Below are 20,781 nucleotides of genomic sequence, written 5' to 3' on the forward strand. Positions count from 1 at the left end.
CACTCCCCGGTGCTCGGGCGTGTCCCACGGCCGCTCGCCCTGCCCGGTCGTTCCGCCGGGCCCTGTCAGAGGTGGTCGGAGCCGTAGACGGCAGCGAGGTGCGGGGGCCGGTCCGCCTGGTCGGTGAAGAGGACGCTGCCGAAAGGGGACGCCTTGGGCAGCGTCTTCGCGTACTCCTCGGGCGGCGGCCACGTCTCGCTCATGTCCGTTCCCCTTCCTCTGCGAGCTGCCCGGCGCCGGACTCCCGCGCCGCGCCGGGCGGCCGCCCGCCCCGTCGGCCGTCGGCCACGAGGCGCAGCCGGTCCGCCGCCGCGTCGTACGCGATGGCGTCCCCTGGTTCCTGGAAGTGCACCGCGATCCGGGCCCCGGCCCGGTAGGCGTCGAGACCGGCCCTGCAGTAGGCGACCATCGGCTCCGGCAGGCCGTCGAAGGCGAACCACCGCATGGCGTCGCACACGTCCGGCTCCATGACACCCGGGACGCCCTGCCAGCGACGGACCTCGAAGAAGAATCCGACGCGCGCCCTTCCGCCCGGCCCCCGGTGATGCACCGTGACGGCGGCGAGCACATCGGCCGGATCCACGCCGAGCCCCGTCTCCTCCCGCGTCTCTCGGACGAGAGCGGTGACGACGTCCTCCTCCGGCCCGTCGAGGTGGCCCGACGGCAGGTGCCACATCCCGGCGGCGTACACGTCGCCGGCCCGCCGCGACATCAGCACCTCCGGCCCCCGTACCCCGTCGCGGCGCGCGATCAGGTGCACGTCCAGCGGCTCGGTATGCCGCCCGCCCCCGCTCACGAGGCTCCTCGCCGGACGGTGGCGTCCGGCCGGGGTGGGGTGGTCGTCATGAGGCGGTCCCTTCGACGGGCGCCGCGCCGCGGGGCTGGTAGCCGCCGGCCTGGAGGGTGAACATCCGGGCGTAGGCGCCTCCGAGGCCCATGAGGTGGTCGTGGGAGCCGGACTCGACGATGCGGCCGGCGTCGAAGACGTAGATGCGGTCGCAGTCGACGACGCTGGCGAGCCGGTGGGAGATGAGGACGGTGATCTGGTCCTCGCGCGACCGGCCGCGCAGCACCGCTTCGTAGACGGCGTGTTCGGAGGGCGGGTCCATGCTCGCGGTCGGCTCGTCGAGCAGGAGGAGGGCCGCGTTCTTGTAGAGCCCGCGGGCGACGGCGATCTTGGCCCACTGGCCGCCGGAGAGTTCCTGTCCGCCGCGGAAGCGTTTGGAGAGCAGCGCCTCCCACTGCCCGGGAAGCGCCTCGACGACCCGGTCTGCGCCCGCGGCCCTCACGGCGGCGAGGGCCCGTCCGGGATCCGCCTCCGTGAGGCTGCCCGTAGAGACGGTCACGTTCGACAGCGCGCTGAAGGGGAAGCGGACCGGATCCTGGAGGACGCAGGCGACCCGCTGTTGCAGCGACCGCGCGTCCATGGTGCGTACGTCCACACCGTCCCAGCACATCCGGCCCCGCTGTACGTCGTGCAGCCCGGCGAGAACCTTCGCGCAGGTGCTCTTGCCCGAGCCGTTGAGCCCCACGAACGCGACGGTCTCGCCGGCGCTGAGCGTGAGGGACACGCCGTTCAGCGCGGGGGCTTCCCGCCCGGCGTAGGTGAAGGAGACCTGCTCCAGGCTGATGGTCCTCACCCGCTCCGGGGCGTGCACGTCCGAGGTGCGCTGCTGGAGACCGCGACAGCGTTCCTGGACGGCCAGGAGGTCGTCGACCCACATCGCGTGCTCGTACAGCAGGTGCGCGACTTCCACGAGCCGGGTGAGCGAGGTCTGTCCGACCTGGATGGCGAGGACCGCTCCCGCGCCGACGGCCAGCGGGAGCCAGCCGGCGATCAGCATGGCGCCGAGGGCGCCGTACGTGATCCCGGTACCGAGACCGCCGACTCCGCGTCCGGCCAGATTGAGCAGGGCGGCCCGCACCCCCAGACGGGTGTCCTCCTCGGCGATACGGGTGATCAGGCGCCGGTGCTCGTCCAGGAGCGCACCCTGCGCCGTGTCGGAGCGGAGTTCGGCGGCGGCGTCCTGGTCGAGGAGCAGCCATGAGAACACGCGCACGCGCCGCTGGAGGGCGTTCCAGCGCTTGAAGGAGTGAAACCTCGCCCGGGCGCTGTGGACGGCAGCCATGCCGACGGGCAGGACGGACAGCAGGAGCAGGGGGAGCAGAGCGGGGTGGAGGACGCCGAGCACTCCGATCGTGCCGGTCAGGCTGAGGAGGGCCGAGGCGAGGGAGACCACCTGGGCGACGATCTGCCGGGCGTAGAAAAGGCCCCGGTCGTTCGCGCGGTAGACCTCGTCGTGCCAGTCGGCGTCCTCCACCACCTCCAGGCGCACGTGCGCCGTCAGCCGGAAGAACTCGCTCTCCAGGGCGGTCCGGATCTTCGGGGTCACCCGCGCCTGCGCCACCGCGACCGCCGCCTCCGCCAGGGCCCGCGCGGCGAGGAACCCCACCACGAGCAGCACCTGGGGGACGGCGGCGCGCACCCGGTCGGGTGTCGGCCCCTGGGCGAACAGCTCGCGCAGCACGGCGACGCCCGCGATCAGTCCGAACGCGGTCATCGCCGCCGAACCCAGCTGGCAGACGACCACCGTGGCCGTCGCACGCCGATCGGCCCGCCAGGCCAGCCGGCCGATCCGCCGGGCGATCCGGGGCAGCCGGACGAGGACCTGGCGTACCGTCGCCTCGGCGGAGGCTCCGTCGTGGACGGACCAGTAGGTCTCCTCCATCTCCTCGGTGATGTCCTCGCCCGGGGAACCGCTCGGCACGGCCCGGGGCGGCAGAGGGAGCGGAGCGTTCCGTGGCGGCGGGACGGTGCCGTCCGCGGCCTCCGTGCGGGTGTCGTCACTCATGCCGCCCACCTCGTGGGGTGGGCGGAAAGGGCGTGCGAGGGGCACATGCGGACCTCCTGGAACGAACCGTCAGGCAGTTGTGGAGGTCAACGAGAGGTCCCCGCCTTTCGAACACACGTGTTTCGGTCGAGGTGGGAACCGCGCGACAGAGCGGGCGGGCGAGCGTGCTCGGTACACGGACCCTTGCCGGTCAAGGCCCATGCCGCAGAACGGAGTTGGCCGAAACGCCGATGTCTCGCCGCAGCGGTCGACCGGTCGGTCGACCGCCTCCGCGCGCCGTGCCGCGACGGCCTCGCGCCGGCGTTCACCACTCCCGCGGGGCGATCAGCTCCTCCGCGTCGGCGTCCTCGAAACCGTAGGCCGACGCGACGAACCAGAAGTCCTCGGCGATCTCCTCGCGGGCGACCGTCTCGATCTCGCTTCCGGCTGCCTCGAACTCCGCCTCCAGATCGTTGAACTCCTCCGTCGCGGCGTGGGTGAGAGCGTAGAGGGCGGTCAGGTCCGAGGGCTGCCCGGCTTCGATCCGCTCGCACAGCCGCAGCAGGATCGCCCGGCCCTTGTCGAGCACGTGATCGGGGTAGTACACGTCCGCGTACAGGTGCCGCAGAAACGCGTGCCCCGCCGTCCGCTGGTTGGTGACCGGCACAGTGATGCCCTTCCCGTGGAGGAACCGATGCGCCGATCATGCACCCCACCACTGACAGGACGACGCGCCGACCGGGCAGCCCTTCCCGAGGGACCCGGCCGACGCGTCGGCGAGCCGCGTCACCGCACTCACTCGCGGGGGCGAACCCGCTCCGGTGCGCGCGTCACGCGTGGACCGCCCGTGTGCGCACGGGAATCACTTGACGCCGAGACCGGCGTCGGCGACCTCGGGCTGCCCCGCGGCCTTGAGGACCTTGTTGAGCGGCTTCAGGTCATAGATGCCGTTCAGGTCGGGCTGCTTGAGGAGGCCGGCCTTCACCGCGTGGTCCGCCTGGGCCTGGAGCGTGGCGGCCAGCGGGTCGTTGGTGAACTGGATCGACGGCCAGGCGGCGTCGATCACCTTGGCGCCGAGGGGCTTGCCCGTCAGCTCCTTGAGCTTGGCGTTCGCCGACGCCTTCGCCTTGTCCGGGTTGGCGTTGATCCACGCGTTGGTCTTCACCACACCGCGCAGGACGGCCTCGACGACGTCGGGGTGCTCGGCGAGGAACTTCTGCGACACGATGATGTTCGTGATCACGAACTTCTTGTCGGGCCACAGCGTCGACTCGTCGAGAAGGACCTTCGCGCCCTCGCTCACCAGCTTGGAGGCGGTCGGTTCCGGCACCCAGGCGCCGTCGATGGACCCGGAGGTGTAGGCGTTCGGGGTCACCTTGTTGTCCGTGCGGACCACGGAGACGTCGCCCTTGCCGCTCTGGGCGTCGACCTTCCAGCCCTTCTCGGAGATCCAGTTGAGGAAGGCGACGTCCTGGGTGTTGCCGTGCTGCGGGGTGGCGATCCTCTTGCCCTTGAGGTCGTCCAGGGTCTTGATCTTGTCGGGGTTGACGACGAGCTTCACGCCGCCGGAGGCCGAGCCTCCGACGATGCGCAGGTTCGTGCCCTTGGACTTGGTGTAGCCGTTGATCGCGGGGGAGGGGCCGATGAAACCGATGTCGATCGAGTCGGCGTTGAGCGCCTCGATCTCGGAGGGGCCGGCGTTGAAGGTGGACGCCGTGATGGTGGTGCCGCCGAGTTCCTTCTGGAGGATGCCCTCCTGGACGCCCACCAGGGCCGTGGCGTGGGTCAGGTTGGGGAAGTAGCCGAGCCGCACCTTGTCGGCGGAGAGCTTCTCGGCGTCCGCCGCGACCTTGGGCTGCGCGGCGTCGTCGGAGCCCTCCGAGCCGTAGCCGCAGGCGGTCAGCAGAAGGGGAAGCGCGGCTACGGCGGCGAGGGTACGCAGGGTGGTGAGCGGTCTTGCGGCAGACACGGAGTGTCCTCTCGGGCGGATCGGTGATCGCTGAGCGATCAGGGAGTCAGGGAGGTGCGGGACATACCGCTTCTCTGCACGACCCGGCTGCCCCGGCGCTCCACTCCTCGGCCGTCGGAGGCGGGCCCCGCGCAGGGGCCGGGCATGCCGTCATCGAGACCGGAGAGCGGAACGAGGTGGGTGTGCGCGGCCGTGGACGTGCGGGATCCGCCCGCGAGGGCGGAGCGAGGGCGCGGTGGTGGTGCGGAGAAGTGCGGGGACGGAGGCGTCAGAAAGGCCGACAGAGGGCACTGGACGCGCGGCCGAGATCGATGTGACGACGCGAGGCCAGGAGGGGCGACGACGGCTTCGCGCGGTCGAGCGTTCCCATGGCCACCCCCTTATCCCTAGTTCTCCTACCTGGTTGATAGGGATCGTGGCAGAAGGAGGCCGCCACCCCAAGAGGGTGTTCGCATGATGGACTTATGCATCTCGCCATACGAGATATGCGAGGTGAGCGCTGGTGTCGCGGCACGTGTGGCGGCGACGTAACCACAGCCGGGGCCAACCGGGTTGGTGCCGGTCCGGCATCCGGGCGCCGGTTGACGGGAAGCGCGAGTAATGCTCAAGTGTTCGCATGATTGCTGAGCGGCGCTTGGTCACCCGTGACCACATCGACTTCGGTCGGGTGTGGTCCGCGGCGTGTTGCGCCTGACTCGGCAGTGGGCCGTCTGACCGGCCCTTCCTCTCCCGCGGCGCCGTCGCCGCGGGCTGCTCCCGCCCCTCGCCCCACCGCCCCGCACACGCGCTGAACCCGCGTACGGACGGTCCCGCGAGCGCGGACGTGCTGCCGTAACCCCCTCCCGCCCAGGGCTCCGCCCTCGGCGTCGTCAGCCTCGCCCCGTCCCGCGGCCGCGCCCACCTGGACGGCCACCGCAACCCACCGTGCCGGGGGCGGCTCCGTGCTGCCCGCCTGCCACCCCTCCCGGACACACCACCCCTCGGCACACGAGGACTTGAGGAAAGGTCATCTCCCATGCCTGTGGAGTTCCTCGGCATCGCCGCCACCCACGACGGGTCGGAAACGACCGCGCGCTCCGGCGCCGCCTTCGACAAGCAGTACACCCTCCGGCTCGCCCGGGCGCACGAGGAGCACGGCTGGGACCGGGTGCTGTTCGCCTACGGGTCCGGATCGCCGGACCCCGCGCCTGCGGCGGCCTTCATCGCGAGCAGGCTCGACACCCTGCAGATCCTGCTCGCCCATCGGCCGAACGTCTCGTACCCGACCTTCGCCGCCAAGACGTTCGCCACTCTCGACCGGATCAGTGACGGCAGGCTGACCGTCCACTTCATCACCGGTGGCAACGACCACGAGCAGGGCCGCGAGGGCGACACGCTCTCCAAGGACGAGCGCTACGCACGCACCCGCGAGTACATCCGGATCGTCAAGAAGATCTGGACCACCCACGAGCCGTTCGACCACGAGGGCGAGTACTACCGCTTCCACGACTTCGTCAGCGACGTCTTCCCCGTCCAGCAGCCACGGCCGGACGTCTCCTTCGGCGGTTCCTCCGCCGCGGCGTACGAGGCGGGCGGCGCCGAGGCCGACGTCTACTGCCTCTGGGGCGAACCGCTGGCGAGGACCGCGGAACAGATCGAGGCGGTGAAGGCCGCCGCGAAGGCCGCGGGCCGCGCCGACGTCCCCCGCATCCAGGTGGCGTTCCGGCCGATCATCGCCCCCACCGAGGAACTGGCCTGGGAGAAGGCCCACCGTACGGTCGGCGCCATCCGCGCCCGCCGCGAAGCCGGTCTCGTGCGCCACCACCGCGCGGGAGCACCGGAGAACGCCGGCTCGCAGCGGCTGATCGCCATCGCGGAGGCGGGGGAGCGCTACGACCGGGCGCTCTGGACGCCGACCGCGGCCGCCACCGGGGGCGCGGGCAACTCCAACGCCCTGGTCGGAACCCCGGAGACGGTGGCCCAGGCCCTGCTCGACTACTACGACCTCGGCGTCGACATCCTCTCGGCGCGCGGGTACGACCTGCTCGACGACGCCATCGACTTCGGGCGGTACGTCATCCCGATCGTCCGCGAGGAAGTCGCCAAGCGCGACGCCCGACACGACGCAGGGCGCGGTGGCGGGCACGACGCCCGGCGCGACGCGGCGCACCTGTCGGCCGGCGGTCCCGAGCCGCTCGTGGCGGTCCACCGATGACCGCGTCGCCCGACTCCCGCGCCCCCGAGCTGTCCGTGGTCCGTGTCCCGGTCTCCGACCCGCGCGTGGTTCCGCTGCTGCGCGGGCTCGGCGAGGAGTACACGGCCCGCTACGGCGACTTCGCCGAGGCCGAACTCGCCCGCTATCCCGACGAGGAGTTCGCTCCCTCCCACGGCGGCGTCCTGCTCCTGCTCCTCGAGGGCGGCGCCCCGGTCGCGGGCGGAGCGTTCCGCCGGTACGACGGGACCACCGCCGAGTTGAAGCGGATCTGGACGCACTCCGCCCACCGCAGACGCGGACTGGCCCGCCGGGTCGTGGCCGAGCTGGAGCGGGAGGCGGACGGCCGGGGCTACCGGCGCATCTACCTCACCACGGGGCCCCGCCAGCCCGAGGCACGGGGCCTCTACCTGGCCACCGGCTACACACCGCTGTTCGACACGAGCGCCGACCCGGAGATCATCGGCGTCCTGCCCTTCGAGAAGTACCTCCGTCCCGACGCGCGTACCGGAGAAGGCCCCCGCCCTGTGAACCAGCCGTGAACCCACCCGGAGTCCGCTCCCGCGCCCGCGTCCGCTCACGTCTGCGTCTCGTGGCCGACGACCCGGCCACGGCCGCGCGCAGGACGGGCGACCCGGCGCCGGGCGCGCGCCACGCCGACGTCCCGACCGCGCTCCCGGCCGGCGCCCCCGGCGCTTCCGGCCTGCCCGACTCGCCCAGAGTCGTCCCCGCCCGCCACTACGGCCGGTGGATCGCCGGCGCCGCCGTGACCGTACTGGTCCTGCAGTTCGCTCACGGACTGGCCACCAACCCGGTCTGGGAGTGGTCCGTCTTCGGCGCGTACTTCTTCTCCGAGACGATCGTCCAGGCCGTCGGCGTGACGCTTCAGCTCACCGCCTACGCCACCGCGCTCGGCTTCCTCCTCGGCACCGTCCTGGCCTTCATGCGGCTCTCCCGCAACCCGGTGCTGCAGACCGTCGCCTGGTCCTACATCTGGATCTTCCGGTCCATCCCGATGATCGTTCAGCTGGTGTTCTGGTTCAATCTGAGCGCCCTCTACGAGACGCTGGGCGTCGGTATCCCCTTCGGCCCGGTCTTCTGGTCCGTCGACAGCAACAGCCTGATCGGCACGATCGGCGCCGCCCTCATCGGGCTGTCGCTCCACCAGGCCGCGTACGCCGCCGAGATCGTGCGCGGCGGCGTCATCTCGGTCGACCCGGGACAGCTGGAGGCGGCCGCCGCCCTCGGCATCCCCCGGCTGCGGCAGATCCGCCGGATCGTACTCCCGCAGGCGATGCGGGCCATCCTCCCGACGGCCGGCAACGAGATCATCGGTCTCCTGAAGGGCACCTCGGTGGTCTACGTCATGGCGATCGGCGAACTGTTCTACCAGGTCCAGGTGATCTACGGCCGCAACGGCAGGGTGATCCCGCTGCTGCTGGTCGCCACCGCCTGGTACGTGCTCCTGACCTCGCTCCTCTCCGTCGCGCAGTACTACGTGGAGCGCCGCTTCGCCCGAGGCGCCGACCGCACGCCGCCGCTCACCCCGCTCCAGCGTGTCCGGCGCCTCGTCCGGAACCTCCGCGCGGCTGCGGCGCGGCCCGACCAGTCCGTCATCCCCCTCAAGACCCTGGGAGAAGCCCGATGAGCGAGGTGATGGTGGACGTCCACGGCGTCCACAAGAGCTTCGGCCCCCTGGAAGTACTGCGCGGAGTGGACCTCCAGGTCCGCGCCGGCGAGGTCACCGTGATCCTCGGACCGTCAGGCTCCGGGAAGTCCACGCTGCTGCGCACCATCAACCACCTGGAGAAGGTGAACCGCGGCTGGATCAGCGTCGACGGCGAGCTCATCGGCTACCGCCGCTCCGGCGACAGACTGCACGAACTGAAGGAGAAGGACGTTCTGCGGCAACGCACCCACATCGGGTTCGTCTTCCAGAACTTCAACCTCTTCCCGCATCTGACCGTGCGGGAGAACCTGGTCGAGGCCCCGGTCGCCGCGCTGCGCCGCCCGCGCAAGGACGCCGTCGAGGCGGCCGGCCGGCTCCTCGAACGGGTCGGCCTCGCCGACAAGGCGGACGCCTACCCACGGCAGTTGTCCGGCGGCCAGCAACAGCGTGTCGCCATCGCCCGCGCGCTGGCCCTCGAACCCAAGGTGCTGCTCTTCGACGAGCCCACCTCGGCGCTCGACCCGGAACTGGTCGGCGAGGTCCTCGACGTGATCAAGGACTTGGCCCGTTCCGGAACCACCATGATCGTCGTGACCCATGAGATCGGCTTCGCCCGTGAGGTCGCCGACACCGTGGTGTTCATGGACGACGGAGTCGTCGTCGAACAGGGGCCGCCCGCCGCCGTCCTGGATGCCCCGCGGCACGAGCGCACCCGCGCCTTCCTCTCCAAGGTCCTCTGAACCGACGCGCCGCCCGCGAGCGGTTCCCGACCACCCGGCCCCACCCCCTCACATGTCGCACGCCCACGCAAGGAGAACGCCCGTGTCCGTCCCTCTCGCCCGCCGCACCAGCGCAGCCGCGCTCGGACTCGCCACCGCCCTCGTCCTCGCCGCCTGCTCCAACCCCTCGGACGGCGGTACGACGGCGGTGGCGGATACGACCGGAGCCCGTACGAAGATCAATCTGGGCCCGGACCAGAACCGCGTCCGCACGGGCAAGGTGGAGTCCATAGCGGCCAAGGTCCCCGAGGAGATCCGCAAGAGAGGCACCCTGGAGATCGTCGACTCCTCCGGCTCCTCCGCGCCTTTGACCTTCCGGGCCACCGACAACAAGACCGTCATCGGCGTCGAACCCGACCTCGCCCACCTGGTCGCCGATGTCCTGGGCCTCAAGGCGCACATCAACACGGTCTCCTGGGAGAACATCTTCATCGGCCTCGACAGCGCCAAGTACGACGTCGGCTTCAGCAACATCACCGTCACCGAGGAGCGCAAGGAGAAGTACGACTTCGCCACCTACCGCAAGGACGACCTCGCCTTCGAAGCGAAGAAGGGCAGCGGCCTGAAGGTGACCGGACCCGCGGACGTGGCGGGGAAGACCGTCGCGGTGGACACCGGGACCAACCAGGAGAAGCTGCTGGTCGAGTGGAGCAAGGCGAACGAGAAGGCCGGCCGCGAGCCGGTGGACATCACGTACTACCAGAACGTCAGCGACACCTATCTCGCGCTCCAGTCCGGCCGCATCGACCTCTACCTCGGCCCCAACCCGGTCGCCGCCTACCACGTGGCCACCACCGGCAAGACCGAGGTCGTCGGCACCCACTCCGGCGCCGGCGCCACTCTCCAGGGGCTGATCGCGGCCACCACCAAGAAGGACAGCGGGCTGGTCGAGCCGCTCGCCGCCGCGCTCGACGAGATCATCGCGAACGGCACGTACGCCAAGGTCCTGGACCGCTGGGGGCTCTCGGCCGAGGCGGTGCGGAAGTCGGAGATCAATCCGCCCGGCCTGCCCAAGGCCAAGCTGTAACGCCTCCCGCGCCACCCCCCCCCCGGTCACCCCCGGCTCCGAAGCCCCAGCAACCCGAAGGATTTCCCATGGCCATCGTTCTCTCCGTCTCCGGGAGCCCCTCCGCCGCCTCCCGCACCGCCCGGCTGCTGCGCCACCTCGACGCCCGGCTCGCGGACCAGGGACACGACGTGATCCCCCTGGACGTGCGCACCCTGCCCGCCGAGGCGCTGCTGGGCGCCGACGTCACCCATCCCGCGATCGCCGAGGCGGCCGCGCTCTTCGCCCGGGCGGACGGCGTGGTGATCGGCACGCCCGTGTACAAGGCCGCCTACTCCGGGCTTCTGAAGTCCCTGCTCGACCTCCTCCCGCAGTACGCGCTGGAGGGCAAGACGGTGCTCCCCCTGGCCACCGGCGGCACCACGGCCCACGTGCTCGCCATCGACTACGCGCTGCGCCCGGTTCTCGCCTCGATGGGAGCCGCGCACATCACCCCGGGCTGGTTCACGCTCGACAAGGACATCGCGGTGGGCGACGACGGCACCCTCCTGGTCGCCTCGGGGACGGCCGAAGCGCTGACTCAGGTCGTGGACCGATTCTCCGCCGCGCTGGGCGGCGTCCCCCGCCCGGCCCTGCTCGCGGCCACCGGCTGAGCGGGAGACACCCCGCCCGGCCCACCCCGACCCGTACCGCGCACCGGGCCCTCGCACCCGCGCACACGGACCTCACCATCCCCTCCCGTTCACGAAAGGTGTGTAACCGGTGAGCCTCACCTTCCACTGGTTCCTGCCCACCAGCGGCGACAGCCGGCATGTCGTCGGCGGCGGTCACGGCACCGTGGTCCCGGCGGCCGGTTCCGACCGGCCGCCGACCGTCGGCTACCTCGCCCAGATCGCCCGCGCCGCCGAGGACCTGGGCTTCGAAGGCGCTCTCACCCCCACCGGCGCCTGGTGCGAGGACGCCTGGCTGACCACGGCGATGGTCAGCCGTGAGACCGAGCGGCTGAAGTTCCTGGTCGCGTTCCGGCCCGGCTTCGTCGCGCCGACCCTCGCCGCGCAGATGGCGTCCACCTACCAGCGGCAGACCGGCGGGCGGCTCCTGCTCAACGTCGTCACGGGCGGCGAGAGCCGTGAGCAGCGTGCCTACGGCGACTTCCTCGACAAGGACGCCCGCTATGCCCGTACCGACGAGTTCCTCGACATCGTCCGGCGGTTGTGGCGGGGCGAGACGGTGTCCCTGAAGGGCCGACATCTCCAGGTCGAGGAAGCGGAGCTGACCCGGCTGCCGGACCCGGTGCCCGAGGTCTACTTCGGAGGCTCCTCGCCGGTCGCCGGCGAGGTGGCGGCCCGCCATGCGGACGTCTATCTCACGTGGGGGGAGCCACCCGCCGCGGTCGCCGAGAAGATCTCCTGGGTGCGGGGACTGGCGGAGAAGGAAGGCCGGCGGGTCCGCTTCGGGATCCGGCTGCACGTCATCACGCGCGACACCTCCGGGCAGGCCTGGGCCGAGGCGCGGCGGCTGCTCGACGGCTTCGACCCCGAGACCGTCCGCACCGTCCAGAGCGGACTGGCCCGCAGCGAGTCCGAAGGACAGCGGAGGATGCTCGCCCTGCACGGCGGCAGCGCGGACGGCCTGGAGATCCACCCCAACCTCTGGGCCGGCATCGGCCTGGTGCGCGGCGGTGCCGGCACGGCGCTCGTCGGCGACCACGACGAGGTCGCCGAGCGCATCGTCGAGTACCACCGGCTCGGCATCGACGAGTTCGTGCTCTCCGGCTACCCGCACCTGGAGGAGGCGTACTGGTTCGGGGAGGGCGTCCTGCCCAGGCTGGCCGCCCGCGGCCTGTGGGCCCACCCCGGCCGACGGGTCTCCACCTGAGGCCGCGTCCCAAGCCGCAAGCCGCAAGCCGCACGGCCCACGGCCCATGGGCTCCCGCGCCTCGGGCTCCGGGCCCCTGTGTTTCGGGCCCCCGGCACGGGCCCCCAGGGCCCTCACGGTCCGCTACGGTTCGATCAGGAAGGCTTTCTCGCCGTGTCCACCCCTTCGTCCCCTTCCCATTCCTCCTCCGCGCTGCACCTCGCCGTCGCGCTCGACGGCGCGGGCTGGCATCCCGCCGCGTGGCGCGAGCCCGCCGCCCGGCCGCGCGCGCTCTTCACCGCCTCGTACTGGGCCGACCTGGTGTCGGAGGCCGAACGCGGCCTGCTCGACTTCGTGACGTTCGAGGACGGCCTCGGCCTGCAGTCCTCGCACCCCACGCACGGGGACGCGCGCACCGACCAGGTGCGGGGGCGGCTGGACGCGGTGCTCGTCGCCGCCCGCGTCGCCCCTCTGACCCGGCACATCGGACTGGTGCCGACGGTCGTCACCACCCACACCGAGCCGTTCCACCTCTCCAAGGCGATCGCCACCCTCGACTACGTCAGCGCCGGCCGTGCCGGCGTGCGGGTCCGGGTGTCGGCGCGACAGGACGAGGCGGCCCACTTCGGCCGGCGTACCCTCCCCGCGCTCGACGGGCAGGAGGGGGAGCCGCGGTTCGACGACCCCGCGGTACGGGCACTGATCCACGACCTGTTCGACGAGGCCGCCGACTACGTCGACGTGGTGCGGCGCCTCTGGGACAGCTGGGAGGACGACGCCGAGATCCGGGACGTCGCCACCGGCAGGTTCGTCGACCGGGACAAGCTGCACTACATCGACTTCCGGGGACGGTACTTCAGCGTCAAGGGACCTTCCATCACGCCCCGGCCGCCCCAGGGCCTGCCACCGGTCGGCGCGCTCGCCCACGAGAACCCGACCGGGGCGCCGTTCCGGCTGGTCGGCCGCTCCACGGACCTCGGGTTCGTGACCCCGCACGACACCGACGACGTCCGCGGCATCGTCGCCGCCGTCCGGGCCGAACAGGACGCCGCGGGACGAGCGGGCGAACCGCTGCACCTCTTCGGCGACCTCGTCGTCTTCCTGGACGACGACCCCGCGGACGCCGTGGCCCGTCGCGACCGTCTCGACTCCCTCGCCGGCCGTCCGTACACCGGTGACGCCCGCGTCTTCACCGGTACGCCCGCTCAACTGGCGGACCTGGTGCGGGAGTTCGCGGCCGCCGGCCTGACCGGTTTCCGGCTGCGGCCGGCCGTCGTCGGTCACGACCTCCCGATGATCACGCGGGGCCTGGTGCCGGAGCTGCAGCGCCGGGGCGTCTTCCGGCGCGCCTACGAGGCCGACACCCTGCGGGGGCTGCTGGGACTGCCCCGCCCCGCCAGCCGCTACGCGGCGACCTCGCCCCCCTCGGCCGGGGCGGCGACCGAGGCTTCCGCCTCCGCCTCCGCCGCCTCCACCCCCGCCGCCCCTGCCACCGCCGTCTGAGCCGGAGGACCGTACGACCATGAGCAAGCCGCTCAAGCAGATCCATCTGGCCGCCCACTTCCCCGGCGTCAACAACACCACCGTGTGGAGCGATCCGGAGGCCGGCAGCCACATCGAGTTCGGCTCGTTCGCCCACTTCGCGCGGACCGCCGAGCGTGCCAGGTTCGACTTCCTCTTCCTCGCCGAGGGGCTGCGGCTGCGCGAGCAGGGCGGCCGCATCCACGACCTGGACGTGGTGGGGCGGCCCGACACCTTCACCGTCCTGTCCGCACTCGCCGCCGTCACCGACCGCCTCGGCCTGACCGGCACGATCAACTCCACCTTCAACGAGCCCTATGAGGTGGCCCGCCAGTTCGCCTCCCTCGACCACCTGTCCGGCGGCCGCGCCGCGTGGAACGTCGTCACCTCCTGGGACGCCTTCACGGGCGAGAACTTCCGTCGCGGCGGTTTCCTCCCCGAGGAGGAGCGGTACTCCCGGGCCGAGGAGTTCCTGGCCACGGCCCACGAACTCTTCGACTCCTGGCGCGGGGACGAGATCGTCGCCGATCAGGCGGCCGGCGTGTTCCTCCGCGACGCGCAGGCCGGCGCCTTCGCCCACAGGGGGCGGCACTTCGACATCCAGGGACGGTTCGACGTCCCGCGCAGTCCCCAGGGCCGTCCGGTGATCTTCCAGGCGGGCGACTCCGAGGAAGGCAGGGAGTTCGCGGCGGCAGACGCCGACGCGATCTTCAGCCGGTACAGCACCCTCACGGAGGGACAGGCGTTCTACGCCGACGTGAAGGGCCGCCTGGCCAGGTACGGCCGCCGGCCCGACCAGCTCCTGATCCTGCCCGCCGCGACCTTCGTGCTCGGCGACACCGACGCCGAGGCGGAGGAACTCGCCCGGGAGGTCCGCCGCCGGCAGGTCAGCGGAGCGACGGCGATCAAGCACCTGGAGTTCGTCTGGAACCGGGACCTGTCGGCGTACGACCCGGACGGCCCGCTCCCCGACATCGACCCGGACGTCGGCGAGCACACCATCGCCCGGGGCCGGGCGCAGGTGCGGATGTACCGCGACCCGCTGGCCACGGCGCGTGAGTGGCGCGAGCGCGCGGCCGCCCACCAGTGGTCCATCCGCGACCTGGTCATCGAGACCGGAAGCCGCCAGTCCTTCGTCGGCTCCCCGGCCACCGTCGCCCGCACCATCGACGAGTTCGTCCAGGCCGACGCCGCCGACGGCTTCATCCTCGTCCCCCACATCACCCCGGGAGGGCTCGACGCCTTCGCCGACACGGTCGTACCGCTGCTCCAGGAGCGCGGGGTCTTCCGCGCCGACTACGAGGGCACCACCCTGCGGGACCACCTCGGCCTGGCCCACCCCTCCGGCCCGGCCCGCCGCCTGCCGACCGCCCGCAGAGGAGCCCTCACCCCATGACCGGCGTCCCCCTCGGAGTCCTCGACCTCGTCCCGATCCCGTCCGGCTCCACCGCCGCCGAGGCGCTGCGCAACTCCGTCGACCTCGCCCGGCGGACCGAGCGGTACGGCTACGCCCGCTACTGGTTCGCCGAGCACCACCTCAACCCCGGCCTCGCGGGCACCTCGCCGGCCGTCCTGCTCGCCCTGACGGCCTCCGCCACCTCGACGATCCGGCTCGGCTCGGGCGCGGTGCAGCTCGGCCACCGCACCGCCCTCTCCACCGTCGAGGAGTTCGGCCTGATCGACGCGCTGTACCCCGGCCGCCTCGATCTGGGCCTCGGCCGGTCGGGCGGCCGTCCGGCGACAGCGACGACCGCCCCGCCGCCCGGCCGCACCTCACCTGCGTCCCCGGCCCCGCCCGGCACCGTCACGCCCGTCGTCGACGGCCGCACCCCCAACGGGCTGCTCATCCCGCCCCCGTTCTCCTTCGAGCATCTCCTCGGCTCACCCCGCGTCGCGCTCCAGCGGAGACTGCTCCAGCAGCCGCACGCCGAGCCGCAGGACTACGCCGAGCAGGTCGACGACATCCTCGCCCTGCTCGCGGGCACCTACCGCTCGCCGGACGGCATCGAGGCACACGCCGTACCGGGTGAGGGAGCCGACGTCCAGGTGTGGATCCTGGGCAGCAGCGGGGGACAGAGCGCCGGGACGGCCGGTCGGCGAGGACTGCGCTTCGCCGCGAACTACCACGTCAGCCCGGCCTCCGTACTGGAGGCCGCCGAGGGGTACCGCGCCGCGTTCCGGCCCTCCGACGTCCTCGACAAGCCCTACGTCAGCGTCTCCGCCGACGTCGTCGTCGCCGAGGACGACGCGACCGCGCGCGAACTCGCCGCCGGCTACGCCCCCTGGGTCCGCAGCATCCGCAGCGCCGAGGGTGCCATCGAGTTCCCCACCCCCGCACAGGCCCGCGCCCACGTGTGGACCGACGCGGACCGGGCGCTGGTCGCCGACCGCGTCGACACCCAGTTCGTCGGCACACCCGGACACGTCGCGGACCGACTGGAACAACTCCAGGAAGCCACCGGCGCCGACGAGTTGCTGATCACCACCATCACCCACGGCCACGCCGACCGCGTGCGGTCGTACGAGCTGCTGGCCGAGGAGTGGCGACGCAGGTGACAGCGTCGCTCCCGCCGTCCTCATCCGCCGACGCCCCCTGTCCGTCCCCCGCTCCCTCCGCTCAGGACGAGGTTCCCACGATGCCGTCGCACACCCCCGCCACCACGCCACGCTCACGCCACGACGAGGCCGCCTACGACAGCCGCAGACTCCGCCAGTACCTCGCGGGCGAGGCCAGGGCGGACGGAGTCACCCGCCGCCGGCTGCTCGCCCTCCTCGCCGCCACCGCCGCCGCGACCACCCTCCCCCGCGCCGCCCAGGCGAGGGCGAGCGCGTCCGCCACCCCCGCGACCGCCGGCTCCCCGATCGTCAAACCGCTGCCGCCCGAGTGGTTCGTCCAGCGCGGCACCAACGCCGAAACCCGGTGGGAGGCGCTGCGCGGAACCGGGCACCACACCCCCAACGAGCTGTTCTTCGTCCGGAACCACACCACCACCCCCGTACTCGAAGCCGCCGACTGGCGGCTGCGGCTGTGGGGCGACGGCCTGCGCGGCGGGCGCGGCGAGGACAGGCCGGTCGAGTTCGGGTACGACGACCTGCGAGCGCTGCCCGCCGTGACCCGGACCGCGTTCGTCGAATGCGCAGGCAACGGCCGCAGCCACTACACCACCCAGCAGGGCGAGACGGTCTCCGGTACGCCGTGGACCCTGGGAGCCATCGGTGTCGCCCGCTGGCGCGGGGTGCGCCTGGCGGACGTCCTGCACAGGGCGGGGCTGACCCGGTACGCCGTGGACGTGCAGCCGCGCGGTCTGGACGCCGAGTACCTCAGCGGAGGCGAGAGCCTCGGCAGGGTGCGCCGCCCCCTGCCGGTGGCCAAGGCAATGGACGACGTACTGCTCGCGTACGAGATGAACGGCGAGCCGCTGCCGGCCGACCACGGGCATCCCGTGCGCGTGCTGGTGCCGTCGTGGGTGGGGATCGCCTCGGTCAAGTGGGTCGGCGACATCGAGGTCTCCGCTCGGCCGCTCTACTCCCCATGGAACACCACCTTCTACCGGCTGTTCGGCTCCGCTCACCCCGAGGGCGGCAGCGCTCCGATCGGCCGGCAGACGACCAAGAGCGCCTTCGAACTCGCGAGCGGGGCGACGTTCACGGCGGGGGAGGGGCGGGTGCTGCACGGCCGGTCGTGGTCCGGTGCGGGAGGCATCGTCCGGGTCGACGTCAGCACCGACGGCGGGAGCAGCTGGCGCCCCGCCCGGCTGCACGACCGGCCCCGTCCCGACACCTGGACCCGCTGGTCCCTGCCCTGGCGCCCCGACACCCCCGGCCCCACCCACCTCCTCGCCCGCGCCACGGACTCCGCCGGCCGTACACAGCCGGTGACCTCCGTGCCGAACACCCAGGGCTACCTCTTCGACGCCGTGGTGCGGCATCCGGTGACGGTGCTCTGACATCGCTCTGACACCTGCGCACCCGGTTCCGGCACAGGTACGCATGCAGGGCTCCGCGAGCGCGCTCCCGCCCGTCGGGTGCTCGGGCGCGGTGCCACCAGGCAGCCCCGGCCCCGGGAACGAAGGGCCGGGGCCGCTCCGCGTGAGCGGCCGACCGGCGGCCCCCACGACGTCCTCGGATTCGTCCACCGGGCCATCCACCATGTGAGACCACGACGCGGAAGTCGGCAGGCCCCCTTGACGTGTCGGGACGGCCGCTCGACACTCCCACGTAGTATCCCTGGCGAATAGGTAGGAAATGATGGAGCGTCCGGAGCCGGCCACCGACCGAGTGACCCGCTCACGTCGACCGTCTCCCCTCCTGACCTCCCGCCGCCACATCGACCTGCTGCGTGTCTGCAGCGCGGCGAGTCCTCTGGACTGACTGCGGGGCTCCGCGTACACCGCCGACTCCCGCACGGGCGGGTGCCGTCGCCGGCGCCTGCCCGCGACCCGCCGCCCGCACCGTCCCAGAGAACCCGTCACCGGACCCGGGAGACAGACATGTCCGCAACACCCCTGACAGCCGTGCCGTCCTTCCCGTCCCCGCCCTCCTTCCGAGGCCGGATCGGCCGGGACGCGCGCAGCGGTCACTACGCCGCCCCGCGCCGCTACCGCCTCCACCTCTCCCCGTCCTGCCCGCACTGTCTCCGTATCGCCGTCACCCACAGCCTGCTCGGTCTCGCCGACATCCTGCCCGTGACGCCGCTGCCCGCCGTCCCCGACGGTCCGGACGGCGAACACTCCGAGCTGCGCCCGCTGTACGAGGCCAGCGCGCACCACTATCCCGACGCCGCCACGGCACCGGTGCTCAGCGACGACTGGACGGGCCGGATCGTCAGTACCCACACCCCCGACATCCTGCGCGACCTCGCCCTGCACTTCGGCGACCGCGGATCCGGCCGGCCCGTGCTCCACCCGCACGGCACCGAAGCCGGAATGCGGGCTGTCGACCACCTCTGCGAGCAGGGCGTCAACGCCGCGGCCCAGCGCGCCGGACAACCCGGCGCCGACAGGGCGGTGCGGGACTCGGCCCTCACCCGCCTGCTCCGCACGCTGCACACACTGGAACGACGGCTGACCTCCAGGACGCACGTCCTCGGCGACGCACTCACCGCGGCCGACGTGCAGGTGTGGGTGACGCTCGTGCGCCTCGACACCGTCCACCGCTGGCACCTGGACGCCGCCGCCGTCCACCGCATCGCCGACCACCCGCGCCTGTGGTCCTACGCCCGCCGTCTCTCCGCCCACCCGGCCTTCGGCCCCCACCTCGACCTCGACGCCATCGCCCGCCGGCACCACGCGCAGTGCCGCGGCCTGGAGGGTGCCGGGGCGGCCGTCCAGATCCTCGACTGGGGCGGTGGCGCCGCCGGCGACCCGGACGGCGGGGCCGCCGGTGCGCACACGACCCGGTGCGGCCCGGCTACCGAGCGCGCGGCAGCGGCGGCGAGCGGAGATTCCATGCGGCGGTGATGAACGCAGACTCCCCGCCCTCCGTATGAGAGGCCGGACGCGTCCCCCGGTCGCCCCGTCGGCGATCTCGGTCCGGAACCCCTTGCTGGAGGCGAAGAGTTGAGTCACAGGCGCATACCCAAGCGGAAGGCCGTTCTCGCGGGAGCCGGGGCGGTGGGAATCATCGCGGCGGCGATCCTGCTACCGCAGGCCAATGCCTCCCAGGACGGCACGGGGGAGCCGTCGGGCTCGCCGAGAAGGATGAGCGCCGCCGCGGCCGCGGAGGTCCTGCCGCGGCTGGGCAAGCAGCTCGGTGACTCCTACGGCGGCGCGTACTACGACGCGGACCGGCGGCAGCTCGTCGTCAACGTCGCGGGCGGCGGCGACACGGCCGCCGCCGAGGTCAGGAAGGCCGGCGCCGTCGCTCGCAGCGTGCGCAACAGCCTCCCGGCACTCACCTCGGCGATGGGCTCCCTGAGCGCCGGTGCGCCGGTCCCCGGCACCGCGTGGGCCGTCGACCCGAGGACGAACCGGATCGTGGTCACCGCCGACCGCACCGTCACGGGCGAGCGGTGGGAGGAGATCGAGGGCGCGGTGCGCTCGCTGGGCGACGGGGTGGCCACCCTCCGCAAGTCCCGGGGCGAGTTCAGGCCTTTCATCGAGGGCGGCGACGCCATCTTCGGCGGCGGATCGCGCTGCTCGCTCGGCTTCAACGTCACCACCCAGGAGGGGCAGCCCGGCTTCCTCACCGCGGGACACTGCGGCGTCGCCGTCGCGCAGTGGTCGGAGCAGCAGAACGGCGAACCGATCGGCACCGTGCGGGAAGCCGTCTTCCCCGGCGAGGGCGACTTCGCACTCGTGACGTACGACGACCCGGACACCGACGCACCGAGCGCCGTGGACGTCGGCGACGGCCGGATTGTGGAGATCGGGCGGGCGGCCGACGCGGCGGTCGGACAGCAGGTGTTCCGCATGGGCAGCACGACGGGACTGCGGGACGGCCGGGTGACGGGCCTCGACGCCACGGTGAACTACCCCGAGGGCACGGTCTCGGGACTCATCCAGACCGACGTCTGCGCGGAGCCCGGTGACAGCGGCGGAGCCCTGTTCACCCGGGACGGCGACGCCGTCGGCCTCACCTCCGGCGGCAGCGGCGACTGCACCTCGGGCGGCGAGACGTTCTTCCAGCCGGTGACCACCGCCCTGGACGCCGTCGGCGCCCGGATCGGTGCCGGCGACGCCGGAGACGGAGGGGCCGGCGACGCGGGCGCAGGTGAGGGAGCCGGCGGCGGAGGCGCCGACGACGGCGACGCGGGTGCCGGCGGAGCCGACGACGGTGCGGACGCCGATGGGGGCGTCGGCGCCGGCATCGGCGGCATCGAGGAAGGAGGAACCGGGACCGCCGTCGGCTGACGGCTGGAAGGAAGGCGGCCCCGGACATCACGGATGTCCGGGGCCGCCGCCATGCCTCCCGCCGTCGAACGAGACCGGGGGGCCCGGATCCCTGGCGGTCCGTCGTC

General features: G+C 72.6%; 19 protein-coding genes. 14 read left to right on the top strand and 5 right to left on the bottom strand.

Features of this window, described 5'->3' with window-relative positions:
• Positions 1-65 precede the first annotated feature (65 nt).
• From AB0K65_RS15110 to AB0K65_RS15130, 5 genes are all read right to left on the bottom strand, one after another.
• A complete protein-coding gene (locus AB0K65_RS15110; RefSeq protein ID WP_365716427.1) occupies positions 66-203 on the bottom strand; it encodes a hypothetical protein in 138 nt (45 codons plus the stop codon).
• Positions 200-796: an NUDIX domain-containing protein gene (locus AB0K65_RS15115; RefSeq protein ID WP_365716429.1), complete on the bottom strand. Its 597-nt coding sequence runs from the start codon at positions 794-796 to the stop codon at positions 200-202. The genes AB0K65_RS15110 and AB0K65_RS15115 overlap by 4 nt, the downstream gene beginning before the upstream one ends.
• Positions 797-842: 46 nt before the next feature.
• Positions 843-2,852: an ATP-binding cassette domain-containing protein gene (locus AB0K65_RS15120; RefSeq protein WP_365716431.1), complete on the bottom strand. Its 2,010-nt coding sequence runs from the start codon at positions 2,850-2,852 to the stop codon at positions 843-845.
• A 304-nt stretch (positions 2,853-3,156) separates the two neighbouring features.
• Positions 3,157-3,498 carry a DUF5713 family protein gene (locus AB0K65_RS15125; protein ID WP_365716433.1) on the bottom strand — a complete coding sequence of 114 codons (342 nt, stop codon included), beginning with the start codon at positions 3,496-3,498 and terminating at the stop codon, positions 3,157-3,159.
• A 195-nt stretch (positions 3,499-3,693) separates the two neighbouring features.
• The gene (locus AB0K65_RS15130; protein ID WP_365716435.1) at positions 3,694-4,800 is read right to left on the bottom strand and encodes an aliphatic sulfonate ABC transporter substrate-binding protein; all 1,107 of its coding nucleotides are present in this window, start codon (positions 4,798-4,800) and stop codon (positions 3,694-3,696) included.
• 1,015 nt (positions 4,801-5,815) lie between these two features.
• Between AB0K65_RS15130 and AB0K65_RS15135 the strand changes: the two genes are divergently transcribed.
• From AB0K65_RS15135 to AB0K65_RS15200, 14 genes are all read left to right on the top strand, one after another.
• Positions 5,816-6,994: an LLM class flavin-dependent oxidoreductase gene (locus AB0K65_RS15135; RefSeq protein ID WP_365716437.1), complete on the top strand. Its 1,179-nt coding sequence runs from the start codon at positions 5,816-5,818 to the stop codon at positions 6,992-6,994.
• Positions 6,991-7,533: a GNAT family N-acetyltransferase gene (locus AB0K65_RS15140; RefSeq protein WP_365716439.1), complete on the top strand. Its 543-nt coding sequence runs from the start codon at positions 6,991-6,993 to the stop codon at positions 7,531-7,533. Before AB0K65_RS15135 ends, AB0K65_RS15140 begins: the two co-directional genes overlap by 4 nt.
• Positions 7,534-7,694: 161 nt before the next feature.
• Positions 7,695-8,639, top strand: coding sequence for an amino acid ABC transporter permease (locus AB0K65_RS15145; protein WP_365716669.1), 945 nt, complete (start codon positions 7,695-7,697; stop codon positions 8,637-8,639).
• Entirely contained in the window at positions 8,636-9,400 is a 765-nt protein-coding gene (locus AB0K65_RS15150) for an amino acid ABC transporter ATP-binding protein (protein WP_365716441.1), read from the top strand. Before AB0K65_RS15145 ends, AB0K65_RS15150 begins: the two co-directional genes overlap by 4 nt.
• Before the next feature lie 82 nt (positions 9,401-9,482).
• Positions 9,483-10,466 carry an ABC transporter substrate-binding protein gene (locus AB0K65_RS15155; RefSeq protein WP_365716443.1) on the top strand — a complete coding sequence of 328 codons (984 nt, stop codon included), beginning with the start codon at positions 9,483-9,485 and terminating at the stop codon, positions 10,464-10,466.
• A 68-nt stretch (positions 10,467-10,534) separates the two neighbouring features.
• Positions 10,535-11,098 (top strand): NADPH-dependent FMN reductase, encoded by a 564-nt coding sequence (gene ssuE, locus AB0K65_RS15160; protein WP_365716445.1) that lies wholly within the window; start codon positions 10,535-10,537, stop codon positions 11,096-11,098.
• A gap of 109 nt (positions 11,099-11,207) precedes the next feature.
• Positions 11,208-12,323, top strand: coding sequence for an LLM class flavin-dependent oxidoreductase (locus AB0K65_RS15165; RefSeq protein WP_365716447.1), 1,116 nt, complete (start codon positions 11,208-11,210; stop codon positions 12,321-12,323).
• A 153-nt stretch (positions 12,324-12,476) separates the two neighbouring features.
• Positions 12,477-13,805, top strand: a complete 1,329-nt coding sequence (locus tag AB0K65_RS15170; RefSeq protein WP_365716449.1) for an LLM class flavin-dependent oxidoreductase — start codon at positions 12,477-12,479, stop codon at positions 13,803-13,805.
• Between the two features lie 19 nt (positions 13,806-13,824).
• Complete coding sequence (locus AB0K65_RS15175; RefSeq protein ID WP_365716451.1) at positions 13,825-15,219, top strand: NtaA/DmoA family FMN-dependent monooxygenase; 1,395 nt, start codon at positions 13,825-13,827, stop codon at positions 15,217-15,219.
• The gene (locus tag AB0K65_RS15180) at positions 15,216-16,379 is read left to right on the top strand and encodes an LLM class flavin-dependent oxidoreductase (protein ID WP_365716453.1); all 1,164 of its coding nucleotides are present in this window, start codon (positions 15,216-15,218) and stop codon (positions 16,377-16,379) included. The genes AB0K65_RS15175 and AB0K65_RS15180 overlap by 4 nt, the downstream gene beginning before the upstream one ends.
• An 80-nt stretch (positions 16,380-16,459) precedes the next feature.
• A complete protein-coding gene (locus AB0K65_RS15185; protein WP_365716455.1) occupies positions 16,460-17,770 on the top strand; it encodes a sulfite oxidase in 1,311 nt (436 codons plus the stop codon).
• Between the two features lie 301 nt (positions 17,771-18,071).
• Positions 18,072-18,194 carry a putative leader peptide gene (locus AB0K65_RS15190; protein WP_365716671.1) on the top strand — a complete coding sequence of 41 codons (123 nt, stop codon included), beginning with the start codon at positions 18,072-18,074 and terminating at the stop codon, positions 18,192-18,194.
• 119 nt (positions 18,195-18,313) lie between these two features.
• A complete protein-coding gene (locus tag AB0K65_RS15195) occupies positions 18,314-19,282 on the top strand; it encodes a glutathione S-transferase C-terminal domain-containing protein (protein ID WP_365716457.1) in 969 nt (322 codons plus the stop codon).
• Between the two features lie 99 nt (positions 19,283-19,381).
• Entirely contained in the window at positions 19,382-20,674 is a 1,293-nt protein-coding gene (locus tag AB0K65_RS15200) for a S1 family peptidase (RefSeq protein ID WP_365716459.1), read from the top strand.
• The last annotated feature ends 107 nt before the right edge of the window (positions 20,675-20,781 follow it).

Source organism: Streptomyces sp. NPDC053755 (assembly GCF_040677675.1).
Lineage (GTDB): Bacteria > Actinomycetota > Actinomycetes > Streptomycetales > Streptomycetaceae > Streptomyces.

Coding starts and splice junctions, on each gene's coding strand:
- AB0K65_RS15175 (WP_365716451.1), top strand. CDS start 13,825: ATGAGCAAGCCGCTCAAGCAGATCCATCTGGCCGCCCACTTCCCCGGC.
- AB0K65_RS15150 (WP_365716441.1), top strand. CDS start 8,636: ATGAGCGAGGTGATGGTGGACGTCCACGGCGTCCACAAGAGCTTCGGC.
- AB0K65_RS15190 (WP_365716671.1), top strand. CDS start 18,072: ATGGAGCGTCCGGAGCCGGCCACCGACCGAGTGACCCGCTCACGTCGA.
- ssuE (WP_365716445.1), top strand. CDS start 10,535: ATGGCCATCGTTCTCTCCGTCTCCGGGAGCCCCTCCGCCGCCTCCCGC.
- AB0K65_RS15195 (WP_365716457.1), top strand. CDS start 18,314: ATGTCCGCAACACCCCTGACAGCCGTGCCGTCCTTCCCGTCCCCGCCC.
- AB0K65_RS15120 (WP_365716431.1), bottom strand. CDS start 2,852: ATGAGTGACGACACCCGCACGGAGGCCGCGGACGGCACCGTCCCGCCG.
- AB0K65_RS15135 (WP_365716437.1), top strand. CDS start 5,816: ATGCCTGTGGAGTTCCTCGGCATCGCCGCCACCCACGACGGGTCGGAA.
- AB0K65_RS15140 (WP_365716439.1), top strand. CDS start 6,991: ATGACCGCGTCGCCCGACTCCCGCGCCCCCGAGCTGTCCGTGGTCCGT.
- AB0K65_RS15110 (WP_365716427.1), bottom strand. CDS start 203: ATGAGCGAGACGTGGCCGCCGCCCGAGGAGTACGCGAAGACGCTGCCC.
- AB0K65_RS15180 (WP_365716453.1), top strand. CDS start 15,216: ATGACCGGCGTCCCCCTCGGAGTCCTCGACCTCGTCCCGATCCCGTCC.
- AB0K65_RS15185 (WP_365716455.1), top strand. CDS start 16,460: ATGCCGTCGCACACCCCCGCCACCACGCCACGCTCACGCCACGACGAG.